The 26,537-nt window shown below is 64.3% G+C and carries 26 protein-coding genes; 14 read left to right on the top strand and 12 right to left on the bottom strand.

The window, feature by feature from the left end; all coding sequences use genetic code 11:
* The first annotated feature begins 4 nt into the window (after nt 1-4).
* The 3 genes from KM031_RS08315 (at nt 5) to KM031_RS08305 (ending at nt 4,231) form a co-directional block, all read left to right on the top strand.
* Nucleotides 5-1,036 carry a zinc-dependent alcohol dehydrogenase gene (locus KM031_RS08315; protein WP_215506326.1) on the top strand — a complete coding sequence of 344 codons (1,032 nt, stop codon included), beginning with the start codon at nt 5-7 and terminating at the stop codon, nt 1,034-1,036.
* A gap of 80 nt (nt 1,037-1,116) precedes the next feature.
* Nucleotides 1,117-2,607 (top strand): aldehyde dehydrogenase family protein, encoded by a 1,491-nt coding sequence (locus KM031_RS08310; RefSeq protein WP_215506327.1) that lies wholly within the window; start codon nt 1,117-1,119, stop codon nt 2,605-2,607.
* Between the two features lie 28 nt (nt 2,608-2,635).
* The gene (locus tag KM031_RS08305; RefSeq protein ID WP_215506328.1) at nt 2,636-4,231 is read left to right on the top strand and encodes a GMC family oxidoreductase; all 1,596 of its coding nucleotides are present in this window, start codon (nt 2,636-2,638) and stop codon (nt 4,229-4,231) included.
* Between the two features lie 42 nt (nt 4,232-4,273).
* Here KM031_RS08305 and KM031_RS08300 read toward each other — a convergent pair whose 3' ends face one another.
* Nucleotides 4,274-5,092 carry an aldo/keto reductase gene (locus KM031_RS08300; protein WP_215506329.1) on the bottom strand — a complete coding sequence of 273 codons (819 nt, stop codon included), beginning with the start codon at nt 5,090-5,092 and terminating at the stop codon, nt 4,274-4,276.
* Nucleotides 5,093-5,228: 136 nt separating this feature from the next.
* Between KM031_RS08300 and KM031_RS08295 the strand changes: the two genes are divergently transcribed.
* From KM031_RS08295 to KM031_RS08280, 4 genes are read left to right on the top strand one after another with little or no spacing between them, the layout of a single operon-like run.
* Nucleotides 5,229-6,800: an acyl CoA:acetate/3-ketoacid CoA transferase gene (locus KM031_RS08295; protein ID WP_215506330.1), complete on the top strand. Its 1,572-nt coding sequence runs from the start codon at nt 5,229-5,231 to the stop codon at nt 6,798-6,800.
* On the top strand, nt 6,797-7,564 hold the full coding sequence (locus KM031_RS08290; protein WP_215506331.1) for an enoyl-CoA hydratase/isomerase family protein: 768 nt from the start codon (nt 6,797-6,799) through the stop codon (nt 7,562-7,564). Before KM031_RS08295 ends, KM031_RS08290 begins: the two co-directional genes overlap by 4 nt.
* Before the next feature lie 23 nt (nt 7,565-7,587).
* Complete coding sequence (locus KM031_RS08285; RefSeq protein WP_215506332.1) at nt 7,588-7,902, top strand: Dabb family protein; 315 nt, start codon at nt 7,588-7,590, stop codon at nt 7,900-7,902.
* On the top strand, nt 7,899-9,158 hold the full coding sequence (locus tag KM031_RS08280) for a glycerate kinase type-2 family protein (protein ID WP_215506333.1): 1,260 nt from the start codon (nt 7,899-7,901) through the stop codon (nt 9,156-9,158). The genes KM031_RS08285 and KM031_RS08280 overlap by 4 nt, the downstream gene beginning before the upstream one ends.
* A gap of 48 nt (nt 9,159-9,206) precedes the next feature.
* Here KM031_RS08280 and KM031_RS08275 read toward each other — a convergent pair whose 3' ends face one another.
* Nucleotides 9,207-10,223 carry an aldo/keto reductase gene (locus KM031_RS08275; protein WP_215506334.1) on the bottom strand — a complete coding sequence of 339 codons (1,017 nt, stop codon included), beginning with the start codon at nt 10,221-10,223 and terminating at the stop codon, nt 9,207-9,209.
* Nucleotides 10,224-10,372: 149 nt separating this feature from the next.
* Between KM031_RS08275 and KM031_RS08270 the strand changes: the two genes are divergently transcribed.
* The 4 genes from KM031_RS08270 to KM031_RS08255 are packed head-to-tail and all read left to right on the top strand — an operon-like array spanning nt 10,373 to nt 14,307.
* Nucleotides 10,373-11,515: an acyl-CoA dehydrogenase family protein gene (locus tag KM031_RS08270; RefSeq protein WP_215506335.1), complete on the top strand. Its 1,143-nt coding sequence runs from the start codon at nt 10,373-10,375 to the stop codon at nt 11,513-11,515.
* Nucleotides 11,512-12,291, top strand: coding sequence for a 3-ketoacyl-ACP reductase (locus tag KM031_RS08265; protein ID WP_215506336.1), 780 nt, complete (start codon nt 11,512-11,514; stop codon nt 12,289-12,291). The genes KM031_RS08270 and KM031_RS08265 overlap by 4 nt, the downstream gene beginning before the upstream one ends.
* Nucleotides 12,292-12,299: 8 nt before the next feature.
* The gene (locus tag KM031_RS08260; RefSeq protein ID WP_215506337.1) at nt 12,300-13,448 is read left to right on the top strand and encodes a dihydrodipicolinate synthase family protein; all 1,149 of its coding nucleotides are present in this window, start codon (nt 12,300-12,302) and stop codon (nt 13,446-13,448) included.
* Between the two features lies 1 nt (nt 13,449).
* Nucleotides 13,450-14,307 carry a sugar phosphate isomerase/epimerase family protein gene (locus KM031_RS08255; RefSeq protein ID WP_215506338.1) on the top strand — a complete coding sequence of 286 codons (858 nt, stop codon included), beginning with the start codon at nt 13,450-13,452 and terminating at the stop codon, nt 14,305-14,307.
* A 51-nt stretch (nt 14,308-14,358) separates the two neighbouring features.
* Here the strand turns inward: KM031_RS08255 and KM031_RS08250 are convergent, their stop codons facing one another.
* Nucleotides 14,359-15,804, bottom strand: coding sequence for an aldehyde dehydrogenase family protein (locus KM031_RS08250; RefSeq protein WP_215506339.1), 1,446 nt, complete (start codon nt 15,802-15,804; stop codon nt 14,359-14,361).
* An 87-nt stretch (nt 15,805-15,891) separates the two neighbouring features.
* Nucleotides 15,892-16,671, bottom strand: a complete 780-nt coding sequence (locus tag KM031_RS08245; RefSeq protein ID WP_215506340.1) for a sulfotransferase family 2 domain-containing protein — start codon at nt 16,669-16,671, stop codon at nt 15,892-15,894.
* Nucleotides 16,672-16,884: 213 nt separating this feature from the next.
* On the opposite strand from KM031_RS08245, the gene KM031_RS08240 reads away from it, so the two are divergent.
* Nucleotides 16,885-17,541 carry a peroxiredoxin gene (locus tag KM031_RS08240; protein WP_215506341.1) on the top strand — a complete coding sequence of 219 codons (657 nt, stop codon included), beginning with the start codon at nt 16,885-16,887 and terminating at the stop codon, nt 17,539-17,541.
* A gap of 197 nt (nt 17,542-17,738) precedes the next feature.
* Nucleotides 17,739-17,954 carry a DUF1127 domain-containing protein gene (locus KM031_RS08235; RefSeq protein ID WP_215506342.1) on the top strand — a complete coding sequence of 72 codons (216 nt, stop codon included), beginning with the start codon at nt 17,739-17,741 and terminating at the stop codon, nt 17,952-17,954.
* Between the two features lie 125 nt (nt 17,955-18,079).
* Here the strand turns inward: KM031_RS08235 and KM031_RS08230 are convergent, their stop codons facing one another.
* The 5 genes from KM031_RS08230 to rpsO form a co-directional block, all read right to left on the bottom strand.
* Nucleotides 18,080-18,346, bottom strand: coding sequence for a DUF6525 family protein (locus tag KM031_RS08230; RefSeq protein ID WP_215506343.1), 267 nt, complete (start codon nt 18,344-18,346; stop codon nt 18,080-18,082).
* Complete coding sequence (locus tag KM031_RS08225; RefSeq protein WP_215506344.1) at nt 18,343-19,542, bottom strand: GTP-binding protein; 1,200 nt, start codon at nt 19,540-19,542, stop codon at nt 18,343-18,345. Before KM031_RS08225 ends, KM031_RS08230 begins: the two co-directional genes overlap by 4 nt.
* Before the next feature lie 66 nt (nt 19,543-19,608).
* Nucleotides 19,609-20,196 (bottom strand): L,D-transpeptidase, encoded by a 588-nt coding sequence (locus KM031_RS08220; protein ID WP_215506345.1) that lies wholly within the window; start codon nt 20,194-20,196, stop codon nt 19,609-19,611.
* 144 nt (nt 20,197-20,340) lie between these two features.
* A complete protein-coding gene (gene pnp / locus KM031_RS08215; RefSeq protein ID WP_215506346.1) occupies nt 20,341-22,482 on the bottom strand; it encodes a polyribonucleotide nucleotidyltransferase in 2,142 nt (713 codons plus the stop codon).
* A gap of 194 nt (nt 22,483-22,676) precedes the next feature.
* Nucleotides 22,677-22,946 carry a 30S ribosomal protein S15 gene (gene rpsO, locus KM031_RS08210; protein ID WP_215506347.1) on the bottom strand — a complete coding sequence of 90 codons (270 nt, stop codon included), beginning with the start codon at nt 22,944-22,946 and terminating at the stop codon, nt 22,677-22,679.
* A 314-nt stretch (nt 22,947-23,260) separates the two neighbouring features.
* Between rpsO and KM031_RS08205 the strand changes: the two genes are divergently transcribed.
* Nucleotides 23,261-24,295: a calcium-binding protein gene (locus KM031_RS08205; protein WP_215506348.1), complete on the top strand. Its 1,035-nt coding sequence runs from the start codon at nt 23,261-23,263 to the stop codon at nt 24,293-24,295.
* 19 nt (nt 24,296-24,314) lie between these two features.
* Here the strand turns inward: KM031_RS08205 and truB are convergent, their stop codons facing one another.
* From truB to rbfA, 3 genes are all read right to left on the bottom strand, one after another.
* A complete protein-coding gene (gene truB / locus KM031_RS08200; protein WP_215506349.1) occupies nt 24,315-25,223 on the bottom strand; it encodes a tRNA pseudouridine(55) synthase TruB in 909 nt (302 codons plus the stop codon).
* Nucleotides 25,224-25,290: 67 nt separating this feature from the next.
* Nucleotides 25,291-26,019: a phosphodiester glycosidase family protein gene (locus KM031_RS08195; RefSeq protein ID WP_246567195.1), complete on the bottom strand. Its 729-nt coding sequence runs from the start codon at nt 26,017-26,019 to the stop codon at nt 25,291-25,293.
* Nucleotides 26,012-26,440: a 30S ribosome-binding factor RbfA gene (gene rbfA / locus KM031_RS08190; RefSeq protein ID WP_371879012.1), complete on the bottom strand. Its 429-nt coding sequence runs from the start codon at nt 26,438-26,440 to the stop codon at nt 26,012-26,014. The genes KM031_RS08195 and rbfA overlap by 8 nt, the downstream gene beginning before the upstream one ends.
* Between the last annotated feature and the right edge of the window lie 97 nt (nt 26,441-26,537).

Below are 26,537 nucleotides of genomic sequence, written 5' to 3'. Positions count from 1 at the left end.
GGCCATGCAGAAGATGCAGGCGGCGGTTCTGGTGGCGCCCCGGCAGTTTGCGCTGCGCGAGGTGGATCTGCCCGCAATCGGGCCGGAGGATGCGCTGATCCGGGTGGCGCGCACCGGGATCTGTGGCACGGATGTGCATATGTTCAACGGCCATTATGCGGCGGATCGCCTGCCGCTGATCCCCGGCCATGAATTCTGTGGCACCGTGGCGGCAGTCGGGGCCAATGTCACCTCGGTTGCGCCGGGTGCGCGGGTGGTGGCCGATATCAACATCGGTTGCGGCAGCTGCTACTGGTGCCGCCGCAACGAGGTGCTGAACTGCCCGGCGATGACGCAGGTTGGTATCGGACGCGACGGGGCCTTTGCCGAATATGTGGCGCTTCCCGCCCGTCTGGTGATCGAAGCGCCGCAGGATGTGCCCGATGCGGTGCTGGCGCTGACGGAACCCGTCGCCTGCGTGGTGCGCGCGGCGCGCAAGGCCCGCGCCGGGTTCGGGCAATCGGTGGTGGTGTTCGGGGCCGGGCCGGTGGGCAATCTGCATGTGCAGATGATGCGCCTTGTCGGGGCGGCCCCGATCATTGTGGCCGATCTGTCAGAGGATCGTTGCCGCATGGCGCTGGCCACTGGCGCGGATGCGGCGATCTCGGATCCCGCGGCGCTAAAGGCGCAGGTTCTGGCCATGACCGGCGGGCGTGGCGCGGATCTGGTGATCGAAAGCGTCGGCAATGCCCATCTTTACGCGCAGGCGTTCGAACTGATCCGCAAGGGCGGCCATGTGGCGTTCTTTGGCCTGACCGGACCTGGCGAGGCGGTGCCTGTCAACATCCTGCGCACCGTGCTGGAGGAGACGAGCCTGAAAGGATCGGTCGCCGGGATGGGCGAGGATATGCAGGATGCGCTGACCCTGCTGGCGCATGGCCGCTTTCAGACCGGGGCCTTTACCGGGGCGAGTTTCCCGCTCGGCCGGATCCAGGAGGCGTTTGAATCCCTGTCCAGCCGTCCCGCCGATCTGAAAACCCAGATCCTTCTGGTCTGATCCGGCCAATGCGTGCGGGCGCTGCGGCGTCTGCCTTTCCCTCACACCTTTCAACTGCCCTAGACCGGGCGGAGGCCCAGATGACGACCCTGCTTTCCCTTCCGCACAGCCCGCGCGAGTTCGGCTTTTATCTCGATGGCGCGTTTCATGGTGGGCGCCCTCTGTTCGAGCGGGCCTCGCCTGCCCATGGCGTGCCGGTCAGCCGTATTCCGAAATGCACGGTTGCCGATCTGGAGGCGGCGGTGGTCGCCGCCCGCCGCGCCTTTGAGGACCGGCGCTGGGCCGGGCTGTCCGGCGCGGCGCGTGGGGCGGTGCTGCTGCGCGCCGCCGACATCCTGCGCCGCCGCCGCGATGAGATCGCCTATTGGGAGGTGCTGGAAAACGGCAAACCCATCAGTCAGGCGCGCGGCGAGATCGACCATTGCATTGCCTGTTTCGAGGTGGGCGCCGGGGCGGCGCGGCTGCTGCATGGCGACAGTTTCAACAATCTGGGCGATTCCCTGTTCGGCATGGTGCTGCGCGAACCTGTGGGGGTGGTGGGGCTGATCACCCCGTGGAACTTCCCGTTCCTGATCCTGTGTGAACGGGTGCCGTTCATTCTGGCCAGCGGCTGCACCATGGTGGTGAAACCGTCGGAGGTCACCAGCGCCACGACGCTGCTTCTGGCCGAGGTTCTGGCCGAAGCCGGGCTGCCCAATGGGGTTTACAACGTCATCACCGGATCGGGGCGCAGCATCGGGCAGGCGCTGACCGAACACCCGGATGTTGACATGCTGTCTTTTACCGGCTCCACGGCGGTGGGCCGGTCTTGCGTTCACGCGGCGGCGGACAGCAATTTCAAGAAGCTGGGGTTGGAGCTGGGCGGCAAGAATCCGATCATCGTCTTTGCCGACAGCGACCTTGAAGATGCGGCCGATGGTGCTGCGTTCGGCATCAGCTTCAACACCGGGCAGTGCTGCGTGTCCTCCAGCCGGTTGATCGTGGAACGCTCTGTCGCGGCAGAGTTCGAGGCGCTGGTGGCGGCAAAGATGGCCAGAATCCGGGTGGGGGATCCTCTGGATGCGGCAACGCAGGTCGGGGCGATTACCACCGCGGCGCAAAACGACACGATCCTGGGATATATCGCGCGCGGCACGGCCGAAGGCGCGCAGCTTCTTGCCGGGGGGCAAGCCGTCGATCTGGGGCGCGGCCAGTATATCGCGCCGACGCTGTTTGCGGGCGTGACGCCCGATATGGCGATTGCCCGCGAAGAGATCTTTGGCCCGGTTCTGTGTTCGCTGCGCTTTGACACGGTGGAAGAGGCTATCGCCCTGGCCAATGACACGGTCTATGGGCTGGCCGCCTCGGTCTGGACCAAGAACATCGACAAGGCGTTGACCGTCACCCGGCGGGTGCGGGCCGGGCGGTTCTGGGTCAATACCATCATGGCGGGCGGGCCGGAGATTCCGCTGGGCGGGTTCAGGCAATCGGGATGGGGCCGCGAGGCCGGAATGTCGGGTGTGGAGGAATATACCCAGACGAAATCCGTGCATGTCGAGCTTGGCAAACGCGCGCATTGGGTCACAGGATGACCGGGCTTGCGGAAGGGGGGATCGTATGATGGCAGCGGCGTTTGATTATGTGATCGTGGGCGGCGGGTCGGCTGGCTGCGTTCTGGCGGCGCGGTTGTCGGAAGATCCCGCCACCCGGGTCTGCCTGATCGAGGCGGGCGGGCGCGATACCCATCCGCTGATCCATATGCCGGTCGGCTTTGCCAAGATGACCACCGGTCCGATGACCTGGGGCTTGACCACCGCCCCGCAGCGCCACGCCAACAACCGCGAAATTCCCTATGCGCAGGCCAGGGTTCTGGGCGGCGGCTCGTCGATCAATGCCGAGATTTTCACCCGTGGCCATCCGTCGGATTATGACCGCTGGGTTGAAGAGGGCGCAGAGGGCTGGAGCTTTGCCGAGGTGCAGCGCTACTTTTTGCGCTCTGAAGGCAATACCACGCTGGCGGGGGAATGGCATGGCACCGAAGGCCCGCTGGGCGTATCGAACATCCCCGCCCCGCAGCCGCTGACCCGCGCCTTCGTGCAAAGCTGCCAGCAGATCGGGATGCCCTATAACCCCGATTTCAACGGCCCGGTTCAGGACGGGGCCGGCCCTTATCAGACCACCACCCTGCGCAACCGGCGCTGTTCGGCAGCGGTGGGTTATCTGCGCCCCGCGCTGAAACGCCCGAACCTGACGCTGATCACCGGGGCGCTGGTGTTGCGTGTGGTGTTCGAGGGGCGGCGCGCAACCGGGGTGGATTATGCCATCGGTGCCACGCCGCACCGGGTGCAGGCAGAGTGTGAGGTCATCGTCACCTCGGGCGCCATCGGCACGCCCAAGCTTTTGCAATTGTCCGGCATCGGTCCGGCGGATCATCTGCGCAGCCACGGGCTTGAGGTGGTGCAGGATCTGCCGGGCGTGGGCCAGAACCTGCAGGACCATTTCGGCATTGATATCGTGGCCGAACTGACCGGGCATGACAGTCTGGACAAATACAACAAACCGCACTGGATGCTGTGGGCCGGGCTGCAATATGCGTTGTTCAATGCAGGGCCGGTCACGTCCAACGTGGTGGAGGGCGGGGCCTTCTGGTATGCGGATCGCAGCCAGCCCTGCCCGGATCTGCAATTCCACTTTCTGGCCGGGGCCGGGGCCGAGGCGGGGGTGCCCAGCGTGCCGAAAGGGTCTTCGGGGATCACGCTCAACTCCTATACATTGCGGCCCAAATCGCGGGGCTCGGTGACGCTGCGGTCGGCCGATCCACGGGCGCAGCCGGTGGTGGACCCGAACTTCCTGTCCCACCCCGATGATCGGCGCTGCTCGGTGGAGGGCGTGAAGATCAGCCGCGAGATTTTCAGCCAGCCCGCCTTGCAGAAATACATCCGCACACTGCGCTTTCCCGATGCCTCGGTGCGCACGCAGGCCGATTATGAAGCCTATGCCCGGCAATATGGCCGCACCTCGTATCATCCGACCTGCACCTGCAAGATGGGGCGGGATGCGATGGCGGTGGTCGATCCGCAACTGCGGGTGCATGGGGTGGATGGGCTGCGCCTGTGCGACAGCTCTGTCATGCCCAGCCTTGTCGGATCGAACACCAATGCGCCGACGATCATGATTGCGGAAAGGGCGGCTGACATGATCCGCGGCAATCGCTGATCCAGAGGGGGAACGGGGGCGGCAAGGCCGCCCCTTTTGCTGTCAGTCCCAATCGGGGGCCCAGGGCACAAGCCCTTTGGAGACAATGCGGTAGCCGGTCTGCGTCATCGCGTCGATCCGGGCCATGTCGACCGAGGACAGGGTGAAATCCATCAGGTCAAAATTGGCGCGGATGTTTTCGGGTTTGGTGGACATGGTGTTCAGCGAAACCCCCTTTTGCAGGATCCAGCGCAGCACCACCTGTGCGGCGGATTTGCCATAGCCCGCGCCGATCTCGGCAAAGAGCGGGTATTTGAACACCTCGCCGCGTGCGACCGACGAATAGGATGACAGCGGGATGCCGGTTTCCGCCGCCGCCTGCAGCAGGCGGTCCTGATTGAGCAGCGGGTGAAACTCCACCTGATTGGTCACCAGTGGCGCATCGACGATGGCTTTGGCATCGCGCATCATCTGCGCCGTGTAGTTCGACACGCCGATATGCCGCGCGAGTCCCAGATCGCGTGCCTTTTGCAGCAACCGCAACGACGGCGCGATGTCGCCGCCGATTGGTGGCCAATGCAGCAGCAGGATGTCGACATAATCGGTGCGCAGGGCCGTCAGGCTGGCCTCGACCGAAGGCAGGAAGGCCGCCTCGCCAAACTGATCGGGATGCACCTTGGTCGTGAGGCACAGATCGGCGCGCGGCACCGGGCCTTCGGCCAGAGCGGCGCCGGTTTCGGCCTCGTTTCCATACATCTGGGCGGTGTCGAAGGCGCGGTATCCCGCGTCCAGCGCCGTGGCGATGGCGTCCTTCAGGGCATCCCCCTTCAGGGGGTAGGTGCCAAAGCCGCGCTGATAGGTGTTCTGAAAGCAGATATTCATGGCTGTCCTCGGAGCGTGGAAAGGGATCGGCGGCAGAAGGGCACCTGAAAATGGCCCTTGCGGGCGGGGCGCTGCCGTGCTTATTCTTATAACCAGTTAGTTACTTGATGCGCAATGGGACAAAGGAGATCGGGCCATGTCGAAGGTCAGAACCGCAGCGGAAGCCGTTCGGCTGATCAAGGATGGTGCGGTGGTCGCGGTGAATTCCTCATCGGGCCTGTGCTGCCCGGATGCCGTTCTGGCGGCACTTGGTGCCCGATTTGACAGCGAAGGCCATCCGCGCGGTCTGACCTCTGTGCATCCCATCGCAGCGGGTGATTTCTTCGGCACCAAAGGCGTGGATCATATCGCAAAGCCCGGCTTGCTTTCCCGCATCATCGGCGGATCCTACCCGTCGGGGCCCAGTGCGGCAGAGCCGCCGTTGATCTGGCAGATGATCCTGAACGAGGATCTGGCGGCGTGGAATGTGCCCTCTGGCATCGTGTTCGACATGCTGCGCGAAGGCGCGGCCAAACGTCCCGGTGTGCTGACGAAGGTCGGCATGGACACGTTCGTCGATCCCGAACAGGAGGGCTGCGCCATGAATGCAATGGCGCGGCAATCGCCGCTGGTGCGGCGGGTGGAGTTTGACGGCGAGACATGGCTGCACTTTCCGGCGCTGCGCCCCGATGTTGCGGTGATCCGCGCCACCACGGCCGATGAAAACGGCAATCTGACCTTTGAGCATGAAGGCGCGACGCTTGGCGCGATGGAAATGGCGCTGGCGGCCCGCAATTCCGGCGGCCTCGTGATTGCGCAGGTCAAGCGCGTGGCGGCCTTGGGCAGCCTGCGCCCGCATGATGTGCGCGTGCCCGGCATTCTGGTGGATGTGATCGTCGAGGCACCCGACCAGTTGCAGACCACGGCCACACAATATGATCCGGCGATTTCGGGCGAGTTGTTCCGCCCGCTGCACACGTTCCGCCTGCCGGGGCTGGATGTGGGTAAGGTGATCGCCCGGCGGGTGGCGCAGGAATTGCAGACCGGCTGGGCGGTGAACATCGGCTTTGGCATTTCGGCCAATGTGCCGCGTGTCCTGATTGAGGAAGGGCTGCATGGCGCGGTGACCTGGGTGATTGAACAGGGCGCTGTCGGCGGCGTGCCCTTGCTGGATTTCAAGTTCGGCTGTGCCGCCAATGCCGAAGCCTTTGTCGCCTCGCCCCATCAGTTCAGCTATTTTCAGGCCGGCGGGTTTGACTGTTCGCTGCTGTCCTTTCTGGAAATCGACCGGGAAGGATCTGTCAATGTCAGCCGCCTTGCCGCAACGCCGCATCGCACGGCGGGCGCGGGCGGCTTTGTCGATATCACGGCCCGAGCGCGCAAGATCGTCTTTTCGGGCAGTTTCAACGCCGGGGCCAAGATGCGGATCGAGGGCGGGCAACTGGTGATCGACCGCGAAGGCCGGGTGGCCAAGATCGTGGAAAAAGTCGATCAGATCAGCTTTTCGGGCCGCCGCGCGCGGGCGCAGGGGCAGCATATCACCTATGTGACCGAACGCTGCGTGATGCGGCTGGATGCAGAGGGGCTGGTGATCACCGAAATTGCGCCCGGCATTGATCTGCAGCGCGATATTCTGGATCAGGCCGCCACGCCGATCCGGGTTTCGCCCGATCTGCGCCTTATGGAGGCGCGGCTGTTCGCGCCCGCGGTCATGGGGCTGGCGCTATGACGGACCCGCGGCTGGTGCTGACCCTGCGCGATGGCGTGGCGCGGCTGGTGCTGCGGCGGCCGGAAAAACGCAACGCGCTGGATGCGACCATGGTTGATGCGCTACTGCCGCTGTGCCGCGAGATCGAACGTTCGGCAGCACGGGTGCTGATCGTGACCGGGGAAGGTGGCAAATCCTTCTGCGCCGGGGGTGACATTGCGGGCTGGAGCGCGCTGTCGCCCGAGGCCTTTGGGCAGCACTGGGTGCGCGATGGCCATGCCGCCTTTGACGCATTGGCGCGGTTGACGGTGCCAGTCATCGCGGTGCTGAACGGGCAGACGCTGGGCGGCGGGCTGGAACTGGCGGCCTGTGCTGATCTGCGCATCGCCGAGGCCCATGTGATGATCGGCCAGCCCGAGCCGGGTCTGGGCATCATTCCGGGTTGGTCCGGCACTCAACGCGCGGTGCGGCGGTTCGGAGCACAGGCCGTGCGCCGCATGGCGCTATGCGGCGAGGTGCTGAGCGCCGAGGCGGCGCTGCAACTGGGCATCGTGGATCAGGTGGTGCCCGAAGGCGCGGGCCTTGCCGCCGCCGAGGTGGTTGCCGCACGGGTGCTGGCGCGCAGCCCCGCCGCGACCAGCCTGACCAAGATGCTGATCAATGCCGCCGAGGGCGAAGAGCGCGAGCGGGTTCTGGAGGCGCTGGCGGGCCGGATTGCCGCCGCATCGCCCGATCTGCAAGAAGGGCTTGCGGCCCACCGGCACAAGCGCCCGCCGGAATATTGAGGGCCCGTCGGGAAGGACAGACCATGATCCGCCATATCGTCGCACTTCGGTTTCGCCCGGAGGTCAGCGCCGCGCGCAAGGCCGCCCTTTACCGCGATCTGGCCGGGCTCACCGGGCATATCGCCGGGATCCGCGATTTCCGCCATTTCGCGAATGTCTCTGTTGAAACGCCGCTGGCGCGCGGATTCAACGATATGTTCTGGTTCGATTTTCAAGACAGCGCCACGCGGGATCGGTATCTTGTCGATGCACGGCATCAGGAAATCGGCGCGGCCCTTGTGGCAGAGCTGGAGGGCGGGGCCGAGGGGGTTTTTGTCTGCGATGTGGAGCTGGAATGACATCTGATGATCGCGGTCTGTTGACCGGGCTGTTTTCTGCCGCTGTTGCCGCCGCAGATCCGGCCCTTGCCCTGCGCGCGCATCTGCCTGCGCCTCCCAAGGGCCGCACCGTGGTGATCGGGGCGGGTAAAGGGGCGGCGCAGCTGGCGGCGGCGTTCGAGCAGCTGTGGCCGGGGCCGCTGGAGGGTGTGGTGGTGACGCGCTATGGCTATGCCGCGCCCTGCGCCCGCATCCGGGTGATGGAGGCGGCGCATCCGGTGCCGGATGCCGCCGGGCTGGCGGCGACGGCGGCGCTGATGCAGGCGGTGCGCGGGCTTGGCCCCGATGATCTGGTGGTGGCCCTGATCTGCGGCGGCGGCTCTGCCCTGTTGCCCGCCCCGCCCGATGGCCTGACGCTGGCGGATGAGGTGGCGCTGAATCAGGCGCTGCTGGCCAGCGGTGCGCCGATTTCGGTGATGAATGCGATCCGCAAGCAGATGTCGCAGATCAAGGGCGGGCGGCTGGCGGCGGCCTGCCATCCGGCGCGGGTGGTGTCGCTTGTGGTGTCGGATGTGCCCGGCGACGATCCGGCGCAGGTGGCATCCGGCCCGACCGTGCCGGATGCGGTGGGTCGGGCGCAGGCGCGGGCGATGGCGGCGGCCTGGCGCATCGCGTTGCCACCGCGCGTGGCCGATTGGCTGGCCGGTGATCTGGGCCTGCCGCCGCTGCCCGACGATCCGGTCTTTGCCGGGCATGAGGTGCGGGTCATCGCCTCGGCCCGGCTGTCGCTTGAGGCGGCGGCGGCACAGGCCGAAGCGATGGGCCTGCCTGCGGTGATCCTGTCGGATGCCATCGAGGGCGAGGCGCGCGATGTCGCACGGGTGCATGCGGCGATTGCGCGCGAGGTGGCCCTGCGCAACCGGCCCTTTACCCGCCCGGTGGTGATCCTGTCGGGGGGTGAGACGACGGTCACGCTCAGGGCCAGGGGCAAGGGGGGGCGGAACAGTGAGTTCCTGCTGGCCTTTGCGCTGGCAGCCGAAGGCGTGCCGTTTGCGGCGCTGGCGGCTGATACCGATGGCATCGACGGATCCGAGGACAATGCCGGTGCCTTTGCCGATGGCACCAGTGCCGCGCGCCTGCGGGCGGTGGGGCATGATCCGGCAGCGCTGCTGGCGGGCAATGATGCCTGGACGGCCTTTGATGTGCTGGGGGATCTGTTTGTGCCCGGCCCCACCGGCACCAATGTGAATGATTTTCGCGCAATCCTGATCCGCTAAGGCGCGGGCCCAAGGCGCAGCCAGCGCCGCGCCTTGGGCCGGGAGGTGTCAGACCGGCACCGGCGCATCCTCGCGCAGCAGGCCCTGTGCTTTTAGATCGGCCCAGAAGGCAGCGGGAATCGGGTGGCTGAACCAGGCGAGGTTCTGTTGCAGCTGGGCCACCGTGCGCGTGCCAGCCATGAAACAAGGCACCGCCGGATGCGCGACCACGAATTGCAGGGCTGCGGCGGGCAGCGGCACCTCATGCGCGCGGCACAGGGCTTCGATGCGGGCCACCTTGTCCAGAATCGCCTGTGGCGCAGGGGCGTAATTGTATTTCGCCCCCGGTTTGGCCCCGGTTGCCAGAATCCCGGAGTTGAACCCCCCGCCGACAACCACGGCTGCGCCACGCGCCTCGCACAGCGGCAGGAAGTCATTCAGCGCATCCTGTTCCAGCAGCGTGTAGCGCCCTGCCAGCAGGAAACAGTCGAAATCGCGCTGTTGCAGCGCTGCGTGGCAGACCTCCCATTCGTTCACGCCGACGCCGATCGCCTTGACCACGCCCTGACTGCGCAGGCTGTCCAGCGCCTTGTAACAGCCGTCCATGGCCTGACGGAACACCTCTGGCTGATCAGCCCCGCGTGTGAACACGTCGATGTCATGGATGAAGCAGATGTCCAGCCGCTCCAGCGCCATCCGTTGCAGGCTGTCTTCGATGGAACGCATCGTGCCATCATAGCTGTAATCGAACTGCATGGTGAAGGGCGCGGCATTGGTCCAGGGGGCAAAGTCGATGCTGTCGCGCCGCGCTGGTTTCAGCAGCCGCCCGACCTTGGAGGACAGCACGAAATCGTCCCGCTGCTTCCACCGCAGGCTTTGGCCGGTGCGCAGCTCTGACAGCCCGTGCCCATACATCGGCGCGGTATCGAAATAGCGCACCCCGGCATCCCATGCGTTCTGGAACATCGCATCCGATGTGGTCTCGTCAATCTCGTGGAAGATGTTGCCCACGGGGGCGGTGCCAAAGCCGAACGGCGTCACGTGCAAGTCGGTGCGGCCGAACTTGCGCTTGTCATCTGGGTGCATGGTGGTCCTCCCTAAAGTAACCATTTGGTGAATAATAGGCGGATCTGCGGCCCGGGTGCAAGGTCTTTGCACAGGACACGAGATTCGCACTTGACGCAAACGCGAGTCGCGATTTATGTAACTGGATAGTTACTAATCGGATGGAAGCAATGTATCTGACCGACACCCAGCATCAGGTCCGCGATATGGCCCGCGCCTTTGCCGACGAGGTGATCCGCCCCGCCGCCGAGGCGCTGGATCACGAAGAACGCTTTCCCGCAGAGATCTATGACGAGATGGCCAAGCTGGGCCTGTTCGGCATCGGCGTGCCCGAAGACATGGGCGGGCCGGGGTTTGATACCCTGACCTATGCCGTGGTGATGGAAGAGCTGAGCCGGGGCTATGCCTCGGTCGCCGATCAATGCGGATTGCTGGAACTGATCTCGTCGCTGCTGGTGCGCCATGGCACGCCGGCGCAGCGCAGGCTCTTGCCCGATATTCTGGCGATGAAGACGCGCGTGGCTTATTGCATCACCGAAGCCGACGCCGGGACCGATGTGTCGGGCATCCGCACCACCGCCGTTGCGGATGGCGCGGGCTGGCGGCTGAATGGCGGCAAGATCTGGATCCATAACGCGCCGGTGGCCGATCTTGGGTTTGTGCTGGCCCGCACCGACCGCGAGGCGGGCAATCGCGGCATGTCGATCTTCATCGTCGATCTGCACGCCAAAGGGGTGGAGCGCGGCCCGAAGGAACACAAGATGGGGCAGCGCGCCAGTCAGGTCGGGGCGCTGAATTTCGATGATGTGCATCTTGGCCCCGACGCCCTGCTGGGCGAGGCCGGGCGTGGTTTTCACATGATGATGTCGGTGCTGGACAAGGGCCGCGTCGGCATTGCCGCGCTGGCGGTCGGCATCGCGCAGGCGGGGCTGGAGGCGGCGGTGGACTATGCCGGAACCCGCAAGCAATTCGGCAAGGCGATTGCCGAGTTTCAGGGGGTGCAATGGCTGCTGGCCGATATGGCCAAGGATATCGAGGCGGCGCGGCTGCTGGTTCATTCCGCCGCCAGCAAGATCGACCATGGGCAGGATGCCACCAAGGCCTGCTCGATGGCCAAGTGTTTTGCCGGTGACATGGCGGTGGCGCGCACGGCGGATGCGGTGCAGGTGTTCGGCGGTTCCGGCTATATTCGCGGGTTCGAGGTGGAGCGGCTTTATCGCGATGCCAAGATCACCCAGATCTATGAGGGCACGAACCAGATCCAGCGCATGATCATCGCCCGCGAGCTGCTGAAAAAAGGCGCACGGGCATGAGCGGGGCGGATGCAAGACCAGTGGCGCTGGTCACCGGATCGTCACGCGGCATAGGCCTTGCCGCCGCCGAGGCACTGGCCCGCGAAGGCTTTGCCATCGCGGTGAATGGCCCGGCAGAGGATGTCGAGTTGCAGGCCGCCGTGGCGCGGATTGCGGCGCTGGGCGTGCCGGTTGTGGCAGCGGCCTTTGATGTGACCGATATATCCGCCCATGACCGGCATCTGGCCGGGATCGAGGCGGCGCTGGGGCCGCTGACCACGCTGGTCAACAATGCCGGTGTCGGCGTGATGCAGCGCGGCGATTTGCTGGAGGTCAGCGAAGAAAGCTGGGATCGCTGTCAGGCGGTGAACAGCAAGGCGGTGTTTTTCCTCAGCCAAGCCTTTGCGCGGCGGTTGCTGGCGCGCGAAAGGTCGGAGCTGTTTCATGCGATTGTCAATGTCACCTCGTCCAATGCGGTGGCCGTGGCGGTGCAGCGCGCGGAATATTGTGCCTCCAAGGCTGCGGCGGCCATGGTGTCAAAGGCGCTGGCCGTGCGTCTGGGGCCAGAGGATATCGCCGTTTACGATGTGCAGCCGGGCCTGATCGCCACCGATATGACCGCGCCGGTGATCGAGGCCTATGCAAGGCGTGCCGCCGACGGGTTAACGCTCTTCCCCCGCGTCGGCCAGCCCGAGGACATGGGGCGCATCATCGCGTCTCTGGCCTCGGGCAGATTTCCCTATACCACCGGACAGGTGATCTCGGCGGATGCCGGGATGCTGGTTCCCCGTTTCTGAGGCCCCGCATGAAAATCGCGCTTCCCGATACGCAAGGCCGTCTGGTCGATTACACCCTCTCCGGCAAGATGGTGCCCGAGGCCGTGCTGGGGCCAGATCCGGCGCGGATCGTCTATTCCGCTGCGCATGTAGTGGCAGACCCCTTCGCCGCCGCCGATCCTTCGGGCCGGGCGGCGGTCGATTGGGACCGGACGCTGGCCTTCCGCCGCCATCTGGCGGGGCTGGGGCTTGGCATTGCCGAGGCGATGGATACGGCGCAACGCGGCATGGGGCTGGATTGGCCCGGCGCGCTGGAACTGATCCGCCGCACCCGTGCAGAGCTGCCGGATGCCCTGATTGCCAATGGCTGTGGCACGGATCATCTGGCGGCAGGGCAGGCGCACAGTCTGGAAGATGTGCGCCGGGCCTATCTGACGCAGGTGGAGGCGATACAGGCGCTGGGCGGGCGCATCATCCTGATGGCGTCGCGCGCGCTGGTCCCGGCCGCCCGTGGCCCCGGCGATTACATCCGCCTTTATGCCGATGTGCTGGCCGCCTGCGATCAGCCGGTGATCCTGCATTGGCTGGGCGAGATGTTCGATCCGGCCCTCGCGGGATACTGGGGGGCCGAAACCTTCGATCAGGCGCTGGAGACGGTGCTTCAGATCATCACCGAAAACGTCACCAAGGTGGATGGCATCAAGATCTCGTTGCTGGACAAGGACAAGGAGATCGTGCTGCGCCGTCGCCTGCCTGCGGGCGTGAAGATGTATACCGGCGATGACTTCAACTATCCCGAGTTGATCGAGGGTGATGCGCAGGGCCATTCCCATGCCTTGCTCGGTATCTTCGACCCGCTGGCCCCGGCGGCGGCCTATGCGGTGGCGCAACTGGGGCAGGGGGATCGGGCGGGCTTTCGCGCCACGCTGGATCCCACGGTGCCGCTGGCCCGGCTGATCTTCCGGGCGCCGACGCAATATTACAAGACGGGTGTGGTGTTTCTGGCCTGGCTCAATGGCTTTCAGGATCACTTCATCATGCTGAACGGTGCGCAAGCGATGCGCCCCTTGCCCTATTTCACCGAGGTGTTCCGCAGTGCCGACGGGTGCGGCCTGCTGCGTGACCCCGACATGGCGGTGACACGGATGAAGCGCCTGCTGGTCCTTTACGGGGTCTGAGATGCGGGACTTCACGACTGACCACTCGGCCCTGGCGCTCAATACCGCAAGCTTGGGCCACAATCTTGAGGGGCATGGGGCCGGGTGGTCGCCCGAACGTGTGATAGACGCCTGTGCCGAACGCGGCTTTGGCGGGATCGTGTTCTGGCGGCGTGAGATCGGCAGCCGTGCGGCGCAGATCGGCGCGCGGGCGCTGGCGGCAGGTGTGCCGGTGGTCGGCCTCTGCCGCGCCCCGTTTCTGGTGGGGCCGCTTGCCCCGGCAGGGCGCGCTGCCGTTATGGATGAGTTTCAGGCCGCCATCGACATGACGGCCGATTTGCAGGCCCCGGTGCTGACCATCGTTGTCGGCGGGGTGGAGCCGGGCAGCAAGGGCGTGACCGAGAGCCTGAAACGCGTGACCGAGCGTGTGGCCGAAGCTGCGCCCTATGCCGCCGCGCGCGGGGTGAAGCTGGCGCTGGAGCCGCTCAACCCCGTCTATGCGGGCAACCGCTCTTGCCTGACCACCACCCGCGATGCGCTGGACATCTGCGATGCCATCGCCGCGCCCAATCTGGGGGTGGCGATTGATGTCTATCATGTGTGGTGGGATTGCGATCTGCCACGCCAGCTTGCCCGCGCCGGGCAGCGGATCTTCGGCTATCACCTTTGCGACTGGCTGGCCGAGACCGCGGATGTGCTGCTGGACCGGGGCATGATGGGCGATGGCGTGGCCGATCTGCGCGCCATTCGCGCCGGGGTCGAGGGCGCGGGTTATGCCGGGCCCTGCGAGGTCGAGGTGTTTTCGGCGCAGAACTGGTGGCGGCGTGATCCGGCAGAGGTCTTGGACACGATGGTGGCGCGGTTTCGCAGCCTGTGCTGACGGGGCAGGCGCACCGCCCTTGTCATGGCGACAAGGGCGGTGCGCGTCGGTTCACTCTGCGTCGCTGTCCCAGCCCGAGATCGCCTTGGCCTCGAGGAATTCTTCAATCCCCCAATGGCCGCCTTCCCGCGCCCGGCCCGAAGCCTTGACCCCGCCGAACGGCGATCCGGCAGCACGCGCCTTGCCGTTCATTTCCACCATGCCCGAGCGCAGCTTGCGCGCCAGCCGGTTGCGGCGGGCACCATCGCTGCTTTGCACATAGTTGGTCAGGCCATAGGGCGTATCATTGGCGATGCGCACGGCGTCGTCTTCGGTGTCAAAGGGCAGGATCGACAGCACCGGCCCGAAGATCTCTTCGCGTTCGATGGTCATGCCCGGGGTCACATCGGCAAAAACCGTGGGTTTGACGTAAAAACCCCGGTTCAGATGCTCGGGGCGGCCAAGGCCCCCCGCCACCAGCCGCGCACCTTCTTCGATGCCCTTCTGGATGTAGGACTGGATCTGCTCCCACTGGCGTTTGTTCACCACCGGGCCGATATGCTTGCCCTCTTCGGCGGCAGGGCCGACCGGGATCGAGGCCGCAACCTCGGCGGCGATTTCCACCGCCCGGTCGTAATAGGGCCGCTCTACCAGCATCCGCGACGGCGCGTTGCAGCTTTGGCCGGAGTTGTTCATCATATGCCGCACGCCACGTTCCACCGCGCGGTCATCGGCATCGGCAAACACCAGATTGGCGCCTTTGCCGCCCAACTCCAGCGTGACCCGTTTCAGGGTTTCGGCGGCAGCCTTGGAAATGGCCCGGCCGGCGCGGGTCGAGCCGGTGAAGCTGATCATCTCCACATCCGGGTGCGCCGACAGGCGGCTGCCCACGCCCATGCCATCGCCATTCACCAGGTTGAACACGCCCGGCGGCACGCCCGCGTCATGCACGAATTCCGCGAACAGCATCGAGGACAGCGGGCTTTCCTCCGATGGTTTCAGCACGCAGGTGCAGCCTGCCAGCAGCGCCGGGATCACCTTGAGCGTGACCTGATTCATCGGCCAGTTCCACGGCGTGATCAGGCCGACAACGCCGATCGGTTCCAGCGCGATCCGGTCATTCGGCGCATGGGGGCCAAGCGGGCGCACCCATTCGATCTGATCAAACGCGGTCAGGAAGTTTTTCAGGTGCCAGGGCAGGCAGGGCGCCTGACTTTCGCGCGCCAGTTTGATCGGCGCGCCCATTTCGATGGAAATGGCCTGCGCCATTTCTTCGGCGCGGGCTTCATATTGTGCAAGGATCGCCTCGACATAGGCGCGACGGGTTTCGGGTGGCGTCACCGACCAGCTCTCGAAGGCTGTCTTGGCGGCAGCAACGGCCCGGTCGCAATCCGCCTCGCTGCCGAGCGAGATGACGGCGCAGGGCTCTTCGGTTGACGGATCAATCACCTCGCAATCGCGCGGGGCGAGCGGTGCCACCCAAGCGCCGTTGATATAGAAATCGCGTTTGATCAGCATGTCTGTTCCTCCGGGGGATGCGGGCGCAGCTTACATCCGGCGCGGAGCGGCGCAAGCGGAAATCCCGATAATTTGATCAAATTCTGATCAGTAGTCGCGCCAGCTTTCGGGATCATAGCCAAAGCGGTCCAGATCCTGCGCAATCAGGCTTTGCGCCAGTGCAGCAAGCTCTGGCGTATAGGTCGCGGCCTGTCGTTTGCTGGGGTTGGTGCGCCGATCCATCCGCGCCGAGACCCAAGGGTCAGGAAAGCCGAGCCTGCGGCCAAGGGTCAGAAACCCTTCCTCCAGCTCTGTCTCAATGCGGAAGATGCGGCTGTAGCGCAGGCGGTCGCACATCAGCACAACGGACTGGCTTTCCCAGTGATGATCGCGGCGGCCCTCGGGCTGGGCGGCGATATAGCGCAGAAAAGTTTCAAACGGCACCAGCGTGTTCGGGGTGCCGCCTGGCAGGCCCTGCTTGCGGGCAAAGGCGCGCAGCGGCGGCAATTCGTGTTTGCGCATGGAGCGGGCATAGGCTGCATCGCTGCCATCCGGGCTACGGTGATGGCCGTCCAGAAACTTGTTCTTCCAGGCCGAGGTCAGCCGCCCATAGGGATTGCGCACAAAACCAAACAGCGCATAGGCGGCGGGATCACGCAGGAAGCCAAGATAATGATGCAGCGGCGCCATCGGAAACCGGCGCGGCACCGACAGGAACGACCAGCGCCCATCCGACGGATCGGCATGGCCCAGATGATCACGGTAGCCTTCGGTCAGCAGGGCACGGGTGAAGGTGGTCAACACCTTCGGATTCAGCATCAGCGCGGTATGGCTGTTCCGGTCAAGGAACAGTTTGAACGGGCTGAAATGGCGGTTGGGCAGAAGCATGGCAGGCTCCGGTCGGGGTGGGGCTTGGTTAGCAGGCAGGGCGCGGATCGTCCACTGCCTGCGGCCCTTGGGCCGGAATGGAACAGTGTTCTGTCTTGTCTCCCTACGATGGGTTCCTGTCCTTTTTTGCCGCATCTGTGCGTGGCGGGGTGAAACTTCTGTTCCGATTGTCTATCTTGAACAGCGAACCAGATCCCGCCGAGGAGGCTTTTCATGTCCGTTCGTATCAATGACATCGCGCCTGATTTCACCGCCGACAGCACGGCGGGCCAGATCCGCTTTCACGAGTGGCTGGGCGACAGCTATGCCATCATTTTCAGCCACCCGCGCGATTTCACGCCGGTCTGCACCACGGAATTCGGCGCGGTTGCGCAATTGATCCCGGAATTTGCCAAGCGCAAAACCAAGGTGATCGGCGTTTCGGTCGACTCGGTCGAGGATCACGGCAAATGGAAGCGCGATATCGAAGCCTTCGCCGGCAGCCCGGCGGATTTTCCGATCATTGATGACACCTCGCTGACGGTCGCCAAAGCCTATGACATGCTGCCCGCCGAATATTACCTGCCCACCGAAGGGCGCGCGCCCGCGCATACCGCCACCGTGCGCACTGTCTATATAGTCGGGCCTGACAAGAAGGTCCGGCTGACCATGACCTATCCGATGTCGGTGGGCCGCAACTTCGCCGAGATCCTGCGGGCGCTCGACGCCGTGCAGGCCACCGATGGCGTGCCGATTGCGACGCCTGCCAACTGGGTTCCGGGGCAGGATGTGATCGTGGCGCTGAGCCTGAACAACGAACAGGCCGAGGCCAAGTTCGGCCCGCTGGATATCAAGCTGCCCTATCTGCGCTTTGCAAAAGCCCCGCAGTAAGCGCAGGTATCAGACCCAGACAGCCCCGGTCTTCCGGGGCTGTTTTCGTTTGAGGGGCCTGCCGCCGAGCCATGCGGTTTCTGCATGGCGGCAATGGCAAAGCACCGGATTGTGCAGGTGCAGCATTTGCCCCATTTAAGGGTCACCAGCGCGAGGAATAGGCCAGACGCTGTTGATCCGCAAAAGAGGCATATGAAATGGCTTACGTTTCTTCCGACCGCGTTCTTCACACCGGCTTTGCAGGCGTCTTCGCCACTGCGGTCGCATCGGTGAAAGCTGCGATGGAGCGTCGGGCCGAATTCACCCGCACTCTGCGTGAACTGGAAAATCTGACCGACCGTGATCTGGCTGATCTGGGCGTGCATCGCTCGCAGATCGTCGACATCGCCCGTCAGTCCGCCGGTTACAAATAAGGTTTCTCTCCGGCCTTCTCTCTCCTCCCTCGTGGGGAAGGCAGGGTTGGCGGTGCAGGTTCCTCCCCAGAAACCCTGTGCGCCGCCGCATCAAGGCCCGAGGCTCTGCCTCGGGCTTTTTGCTGTCAGCGTGCCGGGTAATCCGTGCCCCAGACCTGGGCCGCATCCCGGCGCAGGGTGGCGGCTTCGGCCGCACTCAATCGCGCGAGGGCCGCGGTTTCGCAGCCCGTGTCGCGCAGCGCCTTCTGCCACAGCGGCAGGATGGACCGCAGGCTCCAGGGCAGGGCAGCATGGGCCAGCCAGTGCCGCAACGGCGCGGGCAGTTGATCATGCCGCGCCATCGGGCTGCCCCGGCGCCAGCGGGCGCGGGGCGAGACAAGATTGCGGCTCATGCGGCGCGACGCCAGCCGGGGAAGGGATCGGCCAGCCCGGCCCAGCTTTCTGGGGTGAATGCCGAATCGGGGAGCAGGGCGGCATCGAGCCGGGCGCGTAGCGCCGCCTCGTCCATGCCGGTGCCGATGAACACGATCTCTTGCCGCCGGTCGCCCCAGGGCTCCTGCCATTTCGTCGCCACTTCGCTCAGGGCGTCGGGATGGGTGGGCCAACGCTCTTTCGGCACCGACGCCCACCAGCCGCCCAAGGGGCTGACGGTCGATACCGCCCCGGCCAATGAAAACTCGGCCACCCAGTTTGGCCGCGTCGCCAGCCAGAAATGCCCCTTGGCACGGATCACCCCCGGCAGATCGCCGTTCAGCACCGCATGGATGCGCGTCGGGTCAAACGGGCGGCGGGCGCGATAGACAAAGCTGGTGATGCCATATTCGTCGGTTTCGGGGGTGTGATGCGCGAAACCATAAAGCTCCTTGGCCCAGAGCGGATGTTCCTGCGCCCGGTCGAAATCGAACAGGGCGGTGTCAAAGATCGCATCCGGGGCCACCCGCGACTGATCTGTTTCAATCACCCGCGCATCCGGGTTCAGCGCATGGATGATGCTGCGCGCCGTGGCCACGCGGGCTGGCCCGGCATCGCGGCATTTGTTCAGCACGATCACATTGGCAAATTCGATCTGATCCGTCAGCAGGTTGACCAACGTCCGCGTGTCAGATTCACCCAGACTTTCGCCCCGGTCTGCCAGAAAGTCGTGACTGGAAAAATCGTTCAGCAGATTGATCGCATCGACCACGGTGACCATCGTATCCAGCCGGGCAACATCGGACAGGCTGTTGCCCTCGGCATCGCGGAAATCGAAGGTGGCGGCGACGGGCAACGGCTCGGCAATGCCGGTGCTTTCGATCAGCAGATAATCAAACCGACCCGCATCGGCCAGCCGCCGCACTTCGGTCAGCAGATCGTCGCGCAGCGTGCAGCAGATGCAGCCATTGGTCATTTCGACCAGCTTTTCTTCGGTGCGGTGCAGGTCCGCGCCATCGCGGATCAGATCGGCGTCAATATTCACCTCTGACATATCGTTGACGATCACCGCGACGCGGCGACCCTCGCGATTGTTCAGGATGTGATTGAGCAGCGTGGTCTTTCCGGCCCCGAGAAAGCCGGAAAGCACGGTGACAGGCAGGCGGGTATCTGGCATGGCGGCCTCATGTAATGTGATACTATTACATTATCGGCCAGAAAGACCCCCCGCAAGGGGGCCATCTCAGCTTTCGGTGGTTTTGGTATAAAGCACGACCGGGGCGCCCAGTTGCACCATGTCATAGAGCATTTCGATATGTTCATTGACCAGACGCACACAGCCATTCGACACGGCAGAGGCAATCGTCCAGGGTTCCGGCGTGCCATGGATGCGCAGGAACGTATCGCCGCGCGCCTCGTCAAACAGATACAGCGCCCGCGCGCCCAAGGGATTGTCGGGGCCGCCGGGCATCCCGTCGGCATATTGGGCATAGTGATCGGGGTTGCGGGCAATCATGTCCTGCGTCGGGGTCCAGCTTGGCCATTCCTTCTTGGCCCCGACGGTGAACTGCCCGGCCTCATACAGATTGCCGCGCCCGACACCGACGACAAAGCGCATCGCCAGATTGCTCTCCAGCGTGAAATACAGCGAGAAACTGTCGGGATCGACCAGGATCATGCCCGGCACATAGGCGTCTTGCAGCGACAGGGTCAGCGGTTCGTATTCCGGTGGCAGCACCCAATCCTCCTGCGTGGCGCGCAGTACGGTTGGCGCGGCCAGGGCGATGGCGGCGCTGGCGATGAAATGGCGTCGCGTCAGAATCGGGCGCATGACGGCTCCTGTTTTGTCTGCTCGGGAAAGAATCGCCGCAGACGGGATTCGGTTCCAGTGGGCAGAGCGGATGTCACGCAGGATTGACGTGAAAAGGCCCCGGCGTTTCCACCGGGGCCTCATTTCCGTCAGGACAAAAGAAGATCAGCCTTCGGCGGATTCTTCTTTCTTTTCGGTGATTTCAGCGCCGGTTTCCTGATCGACCATCTTCATGCCAAGGCGCACCTTGCCACGGTCGTCAAAGCCCAGCAGCTTCACCTTCACTTCTTGACCCTCTTTGAGGATCTCGTTCGGGTGGTTCAGGCGCTTGTTGGCGATCTGGCTGACGTGCACCAGACCATCGCGCTTGCCGAAGAAGTTCACGAAAGCGCCGAAATCGACCAGTTTCACCACTTTGCCGGTGTAAACTTGGCCTTCTTCCGGCTCTGCCACGATCGACCAGATCATGTCATAGGCCTTCTTGATGGCTTCGGCAGAGTTCGAGGCGATCTTGATCATGCCATCGTCGTTGATATCGACCTTGGCGCCCGAAACTTCCACGATCTCGCGGATCACCTTGCCGCCCGAGCCGATCACTTCACGGATCTTGTCGGTCGGGATCGACAGCGTTTCGATCTTCGGAGCGTATTCGCTGAAGCCTTGCGGGGCCGACAGCGCCTTGTTCATCTCGGACAGGATGTGCAGACGGCCATCCTTGGCCTGTGCCAGCGCCTGTTCCATGATTTCCGGGGTGATCCCGGCAATCTTGATGTCCATTTGCAGCGAGGTGATGCCGTTCTCGGTGCCAGCCACCTTGAAATCCATGTCGCCGAGGTGATCCTCGTCGCCCAGAATATCGGTCAGCACGGCAAAGCGGCCGTCATCTTCCAGAATCAGACCCATGGCCACGCCAGCCACCGGGGCTTTCAGCGGCACGCCCGCATCCATCATGGCGAGCGACCCACCGCAGACCGACGCCATCGAGGACGAGCCGTTCGATTCGGTGATCTCGGACACGACGCGGATGGTGTAGGGGAAATCGGTCGCGGCGGGCAGCACGGCTTGCAGCGCGCGCCATGCCAGCTTGCCATGGCCGATTTCACGACGACCGGGCGAACCGACGCGGCCCACTTCACCGACCGAATAGGGCGGGAAGTTGTAGTGCAGCAGGAAGTTGGAGCGCGAATTGCCGTGCAGCGCGTCGATGATCTGCTCATCTTCGCCGGTGCCCAGCGTGGTCACGACCAGCGCCTGGGTTTCGCCACGGGTGAACAGGGCCGAGCCATGGGTGCGCGGCAGGATGCCGGTTTCACCGATGATCTGACGCACGGTCTTGTTGTCGCGGCCGTCGATGCGGGCACCACCATTGATGATGTCGCCGCGCAGGATCGAGCTTTCCAGCTTCTTGATCGCCGAGCCGAGGTTGCCATCGGCCAGATCTTCTTCCGACAGCGCGCCCTTGATGGCGGCCACGGCGGCGGAAATGGCGTTGGTCCGCTCTTGCTTGTCCTTGATCGCAAAGGCTGCGCGCATCTGGGTTTCGCCAGCGGCTTTGACGCGGGCATAGAGATCGGAATAGTCCGGTGCCTGGAAGTCGAAAGGTTCTTTGGCACAGGCTTCTGCAAAGTCGATGATCATGTCGATCACAGGCTGCATGGCGGCATGGCCGAACTTCACGGCACCCAGCATTTCGGCTTCGGTCAGCTCGTAAGCTTCCGATTCCACCATCATCACCGCGTCTTTGGTGCCGGCGATGACCAGATCCAGACGCTGCTCCGGGTTGTCGCGCAGCTTTTGCAGGTCTTCGACATCGGGGTTCAGCACATAGTCGCCATTGACGAAGCCGACGCGGGCAGCCCCGATCGGGCCCATGAACGGCACGCCGGAAATGGTCAGCGCTGCCGAGGCGGCGATCATCGCCACGATATCGGGCTCGTTCACGAGGTCATGCGACAGCACGGTGCACATCACCAGAACTTCGTGCTTGAAGCCTTCGACGAACAGCGGGCGGCAGGGACGGTCGATCAGGCGCGAGGTCAGCGTCTCTTTTTCGGACGGACGGGCTTCACGCTTGAAGAAACCGCCCGGAATTTTCCCGGCGGCATAGTATTTCTCTTGATAATGCACGGTGAGCGGGAAGAAATCCTGCCCCGGCTTTGCGGCCTTTGCAAAGGTCACGTTGGCCATCACGCTGGTTTCCCCAAGCGTGGCGATCACGGAGCCATCGGCCTGACGCGCGACCTTGCCGGCCTCCAGCGTCAGCGTCTCTTTGCCCCATTGGATCGATTTTTTCGTCACGTTGAACATGTCGTATCCTAAACTTGCCGGGGGACCCTCCACCCGGCTGCGGTTTCATCATTCGGTTCGGGCAGGCCCCTTGCCTGCGGCCCCTTTTCTTTCCTCATTCCCGCCCCATGGAACCCGGTGGGACAAGACCCTCCCCCCGCGCAGTGACGAGGCTCGAAAAGAAAGACGCGCCCCGCAGGGCGCGTCTTGATGGATCAGCGACGCAGACCAAGACGCGCAATGAGCGTCTGATAGCGGCCTTCATCCTTGCCTTTCAGATAGTCGAGCAGCTTGCGGCGCTGGGCGACCTGCATCAGAAGACCGCGACGCGAGTGGTTGTCCTTGCGGTGGGTCTTGAAGTGCTCGGTCAGCGTTGCAATACGCGAGCTGAGGATCGCAACCTGAACTTCGGGCGAACCGGTGTCGCCTTCCTTCGTTGCGTATTCCTTGATCAGGCGGGCTTTTTCTTCCACGGTGATCGACATCGAGATCTCCTTTTCAGGGCTGGTGTGACGGCGCGAGCCGGGATGTCGTCCAGCAAGGCCCTTGAGCTCCGCAGAAGGCTGCGGATGCGCGCCTATACGGGAAATTGCCCAAAAAGAAAAGGCTGATTCCCTGACAGGCCCCGCAGATGCCGCGACATTTACCTAAATTGGAAAGAAACGCCGCAGCTCTATGGCCCGGCTGCCGCCATTGTGCCATGATGCTGGGCAATATTCTTCAACATTCACAGAGGCTTGGCCGCGATATTGGTTAACGCAACCTGGCGCTGTGACGGGGGTTATGGCGGGGGTGTGCCGTGTTGGGACTGATCGGATTGCTGGGCGCGCTGAGCGCCGGCCTGATGCTGGATAGCTTGATGGCCAAAAGCCCGGAGTCGGCGGACAATGACGACCGCCCGCCCGAAGAAGAGGACGACGAAGAAAGGCCCGAAGGCGACCTTCTGGACCATGCCGCCGCAGATGCCGATGATGCAGGCCCCGATGAGGTTGCCCGCACGGAGGCTGCCCGTGACGCCGCCGCACAGCACGAGATCACCGGCACGAAAGGCAATGACAAACTGACCGGCGGGGGTGGCGCAGACAGTCTGCATGGTCGCGGCGGCGACGATCAGCTTGTGTCGCGCGGCGGGGCCGATACGCTGGATGGCGGGCGCGGGCAGGATCATCTTTATGGCGGGGCGGGTGCGGATTCCCTGCTGGGGCGCGCCGGGGATGATGTGATGCAGGGCGAAGCGGGGGCCGATGTGATGGAGGGCGGCGCAGGCAATGACCTGCTCGCCGGGCATTTCGGGGCCGATACGCTGACCGGGGGTAGCGGGGCTGACAGCATGCTGGGCGGCAGTGGCAATGACAGCCTGTCAGACGACCGGGGCGATGACTGGTTGCAGGGCGGTTACGGCGACGATGTGTTGTCGGGCGGCGCGGGCAGCGATACGCTCGACGGTGATTTTGGCGCGGATACGCTGATCGGGCATGAGGCTGGCCAAAGCGATACCTCGGTCGATTTCCTCAATGGCGGTACGGGCGACGATCATCTGGTGATCGGCGCGGGAGATTATGCCAGCGGCAATCAGGGCGCCGACACATTCACCCTGGGCGATTGGCTGGCCGAGGGCGACAGCGCCCGCATCATGGATTTTGACAGCAGTCAGGACCGGATCGAAATCCTGTATGATCCGGCCACGCATCCCGATCCGGTGCTGTCACTGCAAACGCCCGAGGGCAGCGAGGATGTGGAGGTCTATCTGGACGGCCTGCCGCTGGCCGTGGTGGCGGGCGGGGCAGGGCTGAACCTGTCCGACATCGTGTTGACCCCGGCAGCGGCGGCCTGAGGCGGCCGCCCCGCAGGTCTCAATCGCGGTTGAACACGCGCGAGGGGTGCAATTCGCCGGATTTATAGACGCCCACCGCGATGGCGCGGCCCCGATAGCTGGCCCAGGCTTCATCGCCATATCCGGCGCTGGAGGCGATCACCATGCCCGGATTGCCGTTCTTCAGCCGCGCCGCCCCTTCGGGCGTGGCGGGCAGTTCCGGCAGATCGGCCAGACCCAGTTCCAACGGCAACAGATGCGCGTCCAGCGCGTCGGTCTTGGCCCCGGCATCCAGGGTCTCAAGGCTCAGGCCCTGATCGGCATCAAACGGGCCGGACCAGGTGCGCCGCAGCCATTGCACATGGCCATGGCAGCCGAGCGCCTCGCCCAGATCGCGGGCGATGGCGCGCACATAACCGCCCTTGCCGCAGACCATTTCCAGCTCCACGTGATCGGCATCGGGCCGCGCGATCAACACAAGGCTGTCCACCCAGAGCGGGCGCGCGGCAAGATCCATCTGTTCGCCTTCGCGCGCCAGATCATAGGCGCGCTCGCCCTCGACCTTGACGGCGGAAAACTGCGGCGGGACTTGCTGGATGTCACCGCGGAACGCGACCAATGCCGCCTCGATCTGTGCATCGTTGGGGCGCAGATCGGATTGCGCGATCACGCTGCCTTCCGCATCGTCGGTGGTGGTGGATTGCCCCAGCCGCACCATGAAGCGGTAACATTTCAACGCATCGGTGATATAGGGCACGGTCTTGGTCGCTTCGCCCAAGGCTACGGCCAGAACCCCCGTCGCCGCCGGATCGAGCGTGCCGGCATGGCCCGCCTTTTGCGCATCAAACGCCCATTTCACCTTGTTCACCACAGAGGTGGAGGTGATGCCCGCCGGTTTGTCGATCACAACCCAGCCCGAGACGACCCGGCCTTTTTTCTTGCGTGCCATGCCCGCCTCCTCAATCCGAAGCCCGCCAGCTATCGGGCGGGCCTTGGCGCGTCAAGATGCGCAGCTCTCAGGGTTTGGCGACAACCAGCCCGACAATCGGCCCCATCGGAAAGCCAAGATCATCGCGGTTCAGCGCGGGCGCATAAAGGCGCGAGATCTTGCCATCGAAATACAGCGCATTGGGCAGCTTCAGCGCATCGCGGAACAGCCGCCCGAACTGATCGAAATTCACCCGGTTTTCCGAGATCACGAAAACAGCGCGCTGACCATCGGCCGAAACGCCCACGCCATTGCGGATATAGGTGCTGTCGCTGCCGGGGATGAAACGCGGATGCAGGGCACCGTCGATCACCAGCATCGGCCCCGATTGGGTGGCAAAGCGGCAGGCGGGGGGATTCGCGGCAAAGGCCCGTGATTCGATCACCGAAAAGCCGCTGTCGGAAATGCAGAACACGCCATTGGGCCGCATCCCGAAATTGTCCTGCGACCCGGCGGTGACGATCGGGGTCCGCTCCTCCCCGTTTTCGACGAACAGGCCCACCGGCTCGCGCCCCGGATGATACATGCCTGCATTCATCGCAAAGCCAAGCGCCTTGCCTTCGGAGGCGAGGGCCGCGTTGATGCTGCCAAAGCCGCCATAAAGCGTGCCTGCGGCATCGCTGTGGAACAGCCGCAGATCCGCGCCGAACGGCACCTCGCACAGCGTGAAGCGCGCGCCGTCAAACCGGGTTTCCTGGCACGGGGCCGCAACCGCAGGTGTGGCCAGAAAGGCCAATGCCAGCAAAAGCTTACGCATTGTCCCCGTCATCGGCTTCCGGCTTTGCGGCGATGTCGCGCTGCACGGTTTCGTCCGAAAACAGCCGTCGCGTTTCATCCAGCCGGTCAAAGGTGTCATCGGCACGGAAACGCAGATCGGGGGCATATTTCAGGGTGAGTTCGCGGCTCACGCGGATCCGCAGATCGTATTTGTTGCGGGCAAGGGCGGTAATCGCCTCTTCCACCGTAACAGTGCCCATCAGCGGCATCACATAGGCCGTGGCCACCCGCAGGTCGGGGGTCAGGCGCACTTCGCCCACGGTGATCGACATGCGGTTCAGATCCGGGTCATGGATCTCGCCGCGCGACAGCACATCAGACAGCGTGCGGCGGATCAATTCGCCGACGCGCAACTGGCGCTGAGAGGGGCCTTCGCCCGAGGAGGAACGGTTTTTCGACATGCGCTTCATGTAGGGCTTTTGGCGCGCGCCTGCAACGGCGGGCTTTTCCGGCGCGTCCGGGCGCGGTATGGGCAGGAAAACCAGAGGAGACAGGGCC

The sequence above is a fragment of the Gemmobacter fulvus genome (genome assembly GCF_018798885.1).
Taxonomy (GTDB): domain Bacteria; phylum Pseudomonadota; class Alphaproteobacteria; order Rhodobacterales; family Rhodobacteraceae; genus Gemmobacter; species Gemmobacter fulvus.
This window is presented reverse-complemented; position numbering and strand designations above follow the sequence as displayed.

Excerpts from the sequence above, each read along its gene's own strand:
- KM031_RS08290 (WP_215506331.1), top strand. The coding sequence starts at position 6,797 with ATGACGGACCCGCGGCTGGTGCTGACCCTGCGCGATGGCGTGGCGCGG.
- KM031_RS08300 (WP_215506329.1), bottom strand. The coding sequence starts at position 5,092 with ATGAATATCTGCTTTCAGAACACCTATCAGCGCGGCTTTGGCACCTAC.
- KM031_RS08260 (WP_215506337.1), top strand. The coding sequence starts at position 12,300 with ATGAAAATCGCGCTTCCCGATACGCAAGGCCGTCTGGTCGATTACACC.
- KM031_RS08295 (WP_215506330.1), top strand. The coding sequence starts at position 5,229 with ATGTCGAAGGTCAGAACCGCAGCGGAAGCCGTTCGGCTGATCAAGGAT.
- rpsO (WP_215506347.1), bottom strand. The coding sequence starts at position 22,946 with ATGTCGATCACCGTGGAAGAAAAAGCCCGCCTGATCAAGGAATACGCA.
- KM031_RS08230 (WP_215506343.1), bottom strand. The coding sequence starts at position 18,346 with ATGAGCCGCAATCTTGTCTCGCCCCGCGCCCGCTGGCGCCGGGGCAGC.
- KM031_RS08270 (WP_215506335.1), top strand. The coding sequence starts at position 10,373 with ATGTATCTGACCGACACCCAGCATCAGGTCCGCGATATGGCCCGCGCC.
- KM031_RS08315 (WP_215506326.1), top strand. The coding sequence starts at position 5 with ATGCAGAAGATGCAGGCGGCGGTTCTGGTGGCGCCCCGGCAGTTTGCG.
- KM031_RS08250 (WP_215506339.1), bottom strand. The coding sequence starts at position 15,804 with ATGCTGATCAAACGCGATTTCTATATCAACGGCGCTTGGGTGGCACCG.
- rbfA (WP_371879012.1), bottom strand. The coding sequence starts at position 26,440 with ATGTCGAAAAACCGTTCCTCCTCGGGCGAAGGCCCCTCTCAGCGCCAG.
- KM031_RS08310 (WP_215506327.1), top strand. The coding sequence starts at position 1,117 with ATGACGACCCTGCTTTCCCTTCCGCACAGCCCGCGCGAGTTCGGCTTT.
- truB (WP_215506349.1), bottom strand. The coding sequence starts at position 25,223 with ATGGCACGCAAGAAAAAAGGCCGGGTCGTCTCGGGCTGGGTTGTGATC.
- KM031_RS08235 (WP_215506342.1), top strand. The coding sequence starts at position 17,739 with ATGGCTTACGTTTCTTCCGACCGCGTTCTTCACACCGGCTTTGCAGGC.
- KM031_RS08240 (WP_215506341.1), top strand. The coding sequence starts at position 16,885 with ATGTCCGTTCGTATCAATGACATCGCGCCTGATTTCACCGCCGACAGC.
- KM031_RS08255 (WP_215506338.1), top strand. The coding sequence starts at position 13,450 with ATGCGGGACTTCACGACTGACCACTCGGCCCTGGCGCTCAATACCGCA.
- KM031_RS08275 (WP_215506334.1), bottom strand. The coding sequence starts at position 10,223 with ATGCACCCAGATGACAAGCGCAAGTTCGGCCGCACCGACTTGCACGTG.
- KM031_RS08305 (WP_215506328.1), top strand. The coding sequence starts at position 2,636 with ATGGCAGCGGCGTTTGATTATGTGATCGTGGGCGGCGGGTCGGCTGGC.
- KM031_RS08195 (WP_246567195.1), bottom strand. The coding sequence starts at position 26,019 with ATGCGTAAGCTTTTGCTGGCATTGGCCTTTCTGGCCACACCTGCGGTT.
- KM031_RS08245 (WP_215506340.1), bottom strand. The coding sequence starts at position 16,671 with ATGCTTCTGCCCAACCGCCATTTCAGCCCGTTCAAACTGTTCCTTGAC.
- KM031_RS08220 (WP_215506345.1), bottom strand. The coding sequence starts at position 20,196 with ATGCGCCCGATTCTGACGCGACGCCATTTCATCGCCAGCGCCGCCATC.
- KM031_RS08285 (WP_215506332.1), top strand. The coding sequence starts at position 7,588 with ATGATCCGCCATATCGTCGCACTTCGGTTTCGCCCGGAGGTCAGCGCC.
- KM031_RS08225 (WP_215506344.1), bottom strand. The coding sequence starts at position 19,542 with ATGCCAGATACCCGCCTGCCTGTCACCGTGCTTTCCGGCTTTCTCGGG.
- pnp (WP_215506346.1), bottom strand. The coding sequence starts at position 22,482 with ATGTTCAACGTGACGAAAAAATCGATCCAATGGGGCAAAGAGACGCTG.
- KM031_RS08280 (WP_215506333.1), top strand. The coding sequence starts at position 7,899 with ATGACATCTGATGATCGCGGTCTGTTGACCGGGCTGTTTTCTGCCGCT.
- KM031_RS08265 (WP_215506336.1), top strand. The coding sequence starts at position 11,512 with ATGAGCGGGGCGGATGCAAGACCAGTGGCGCTGGTCACCGGATCGTCA.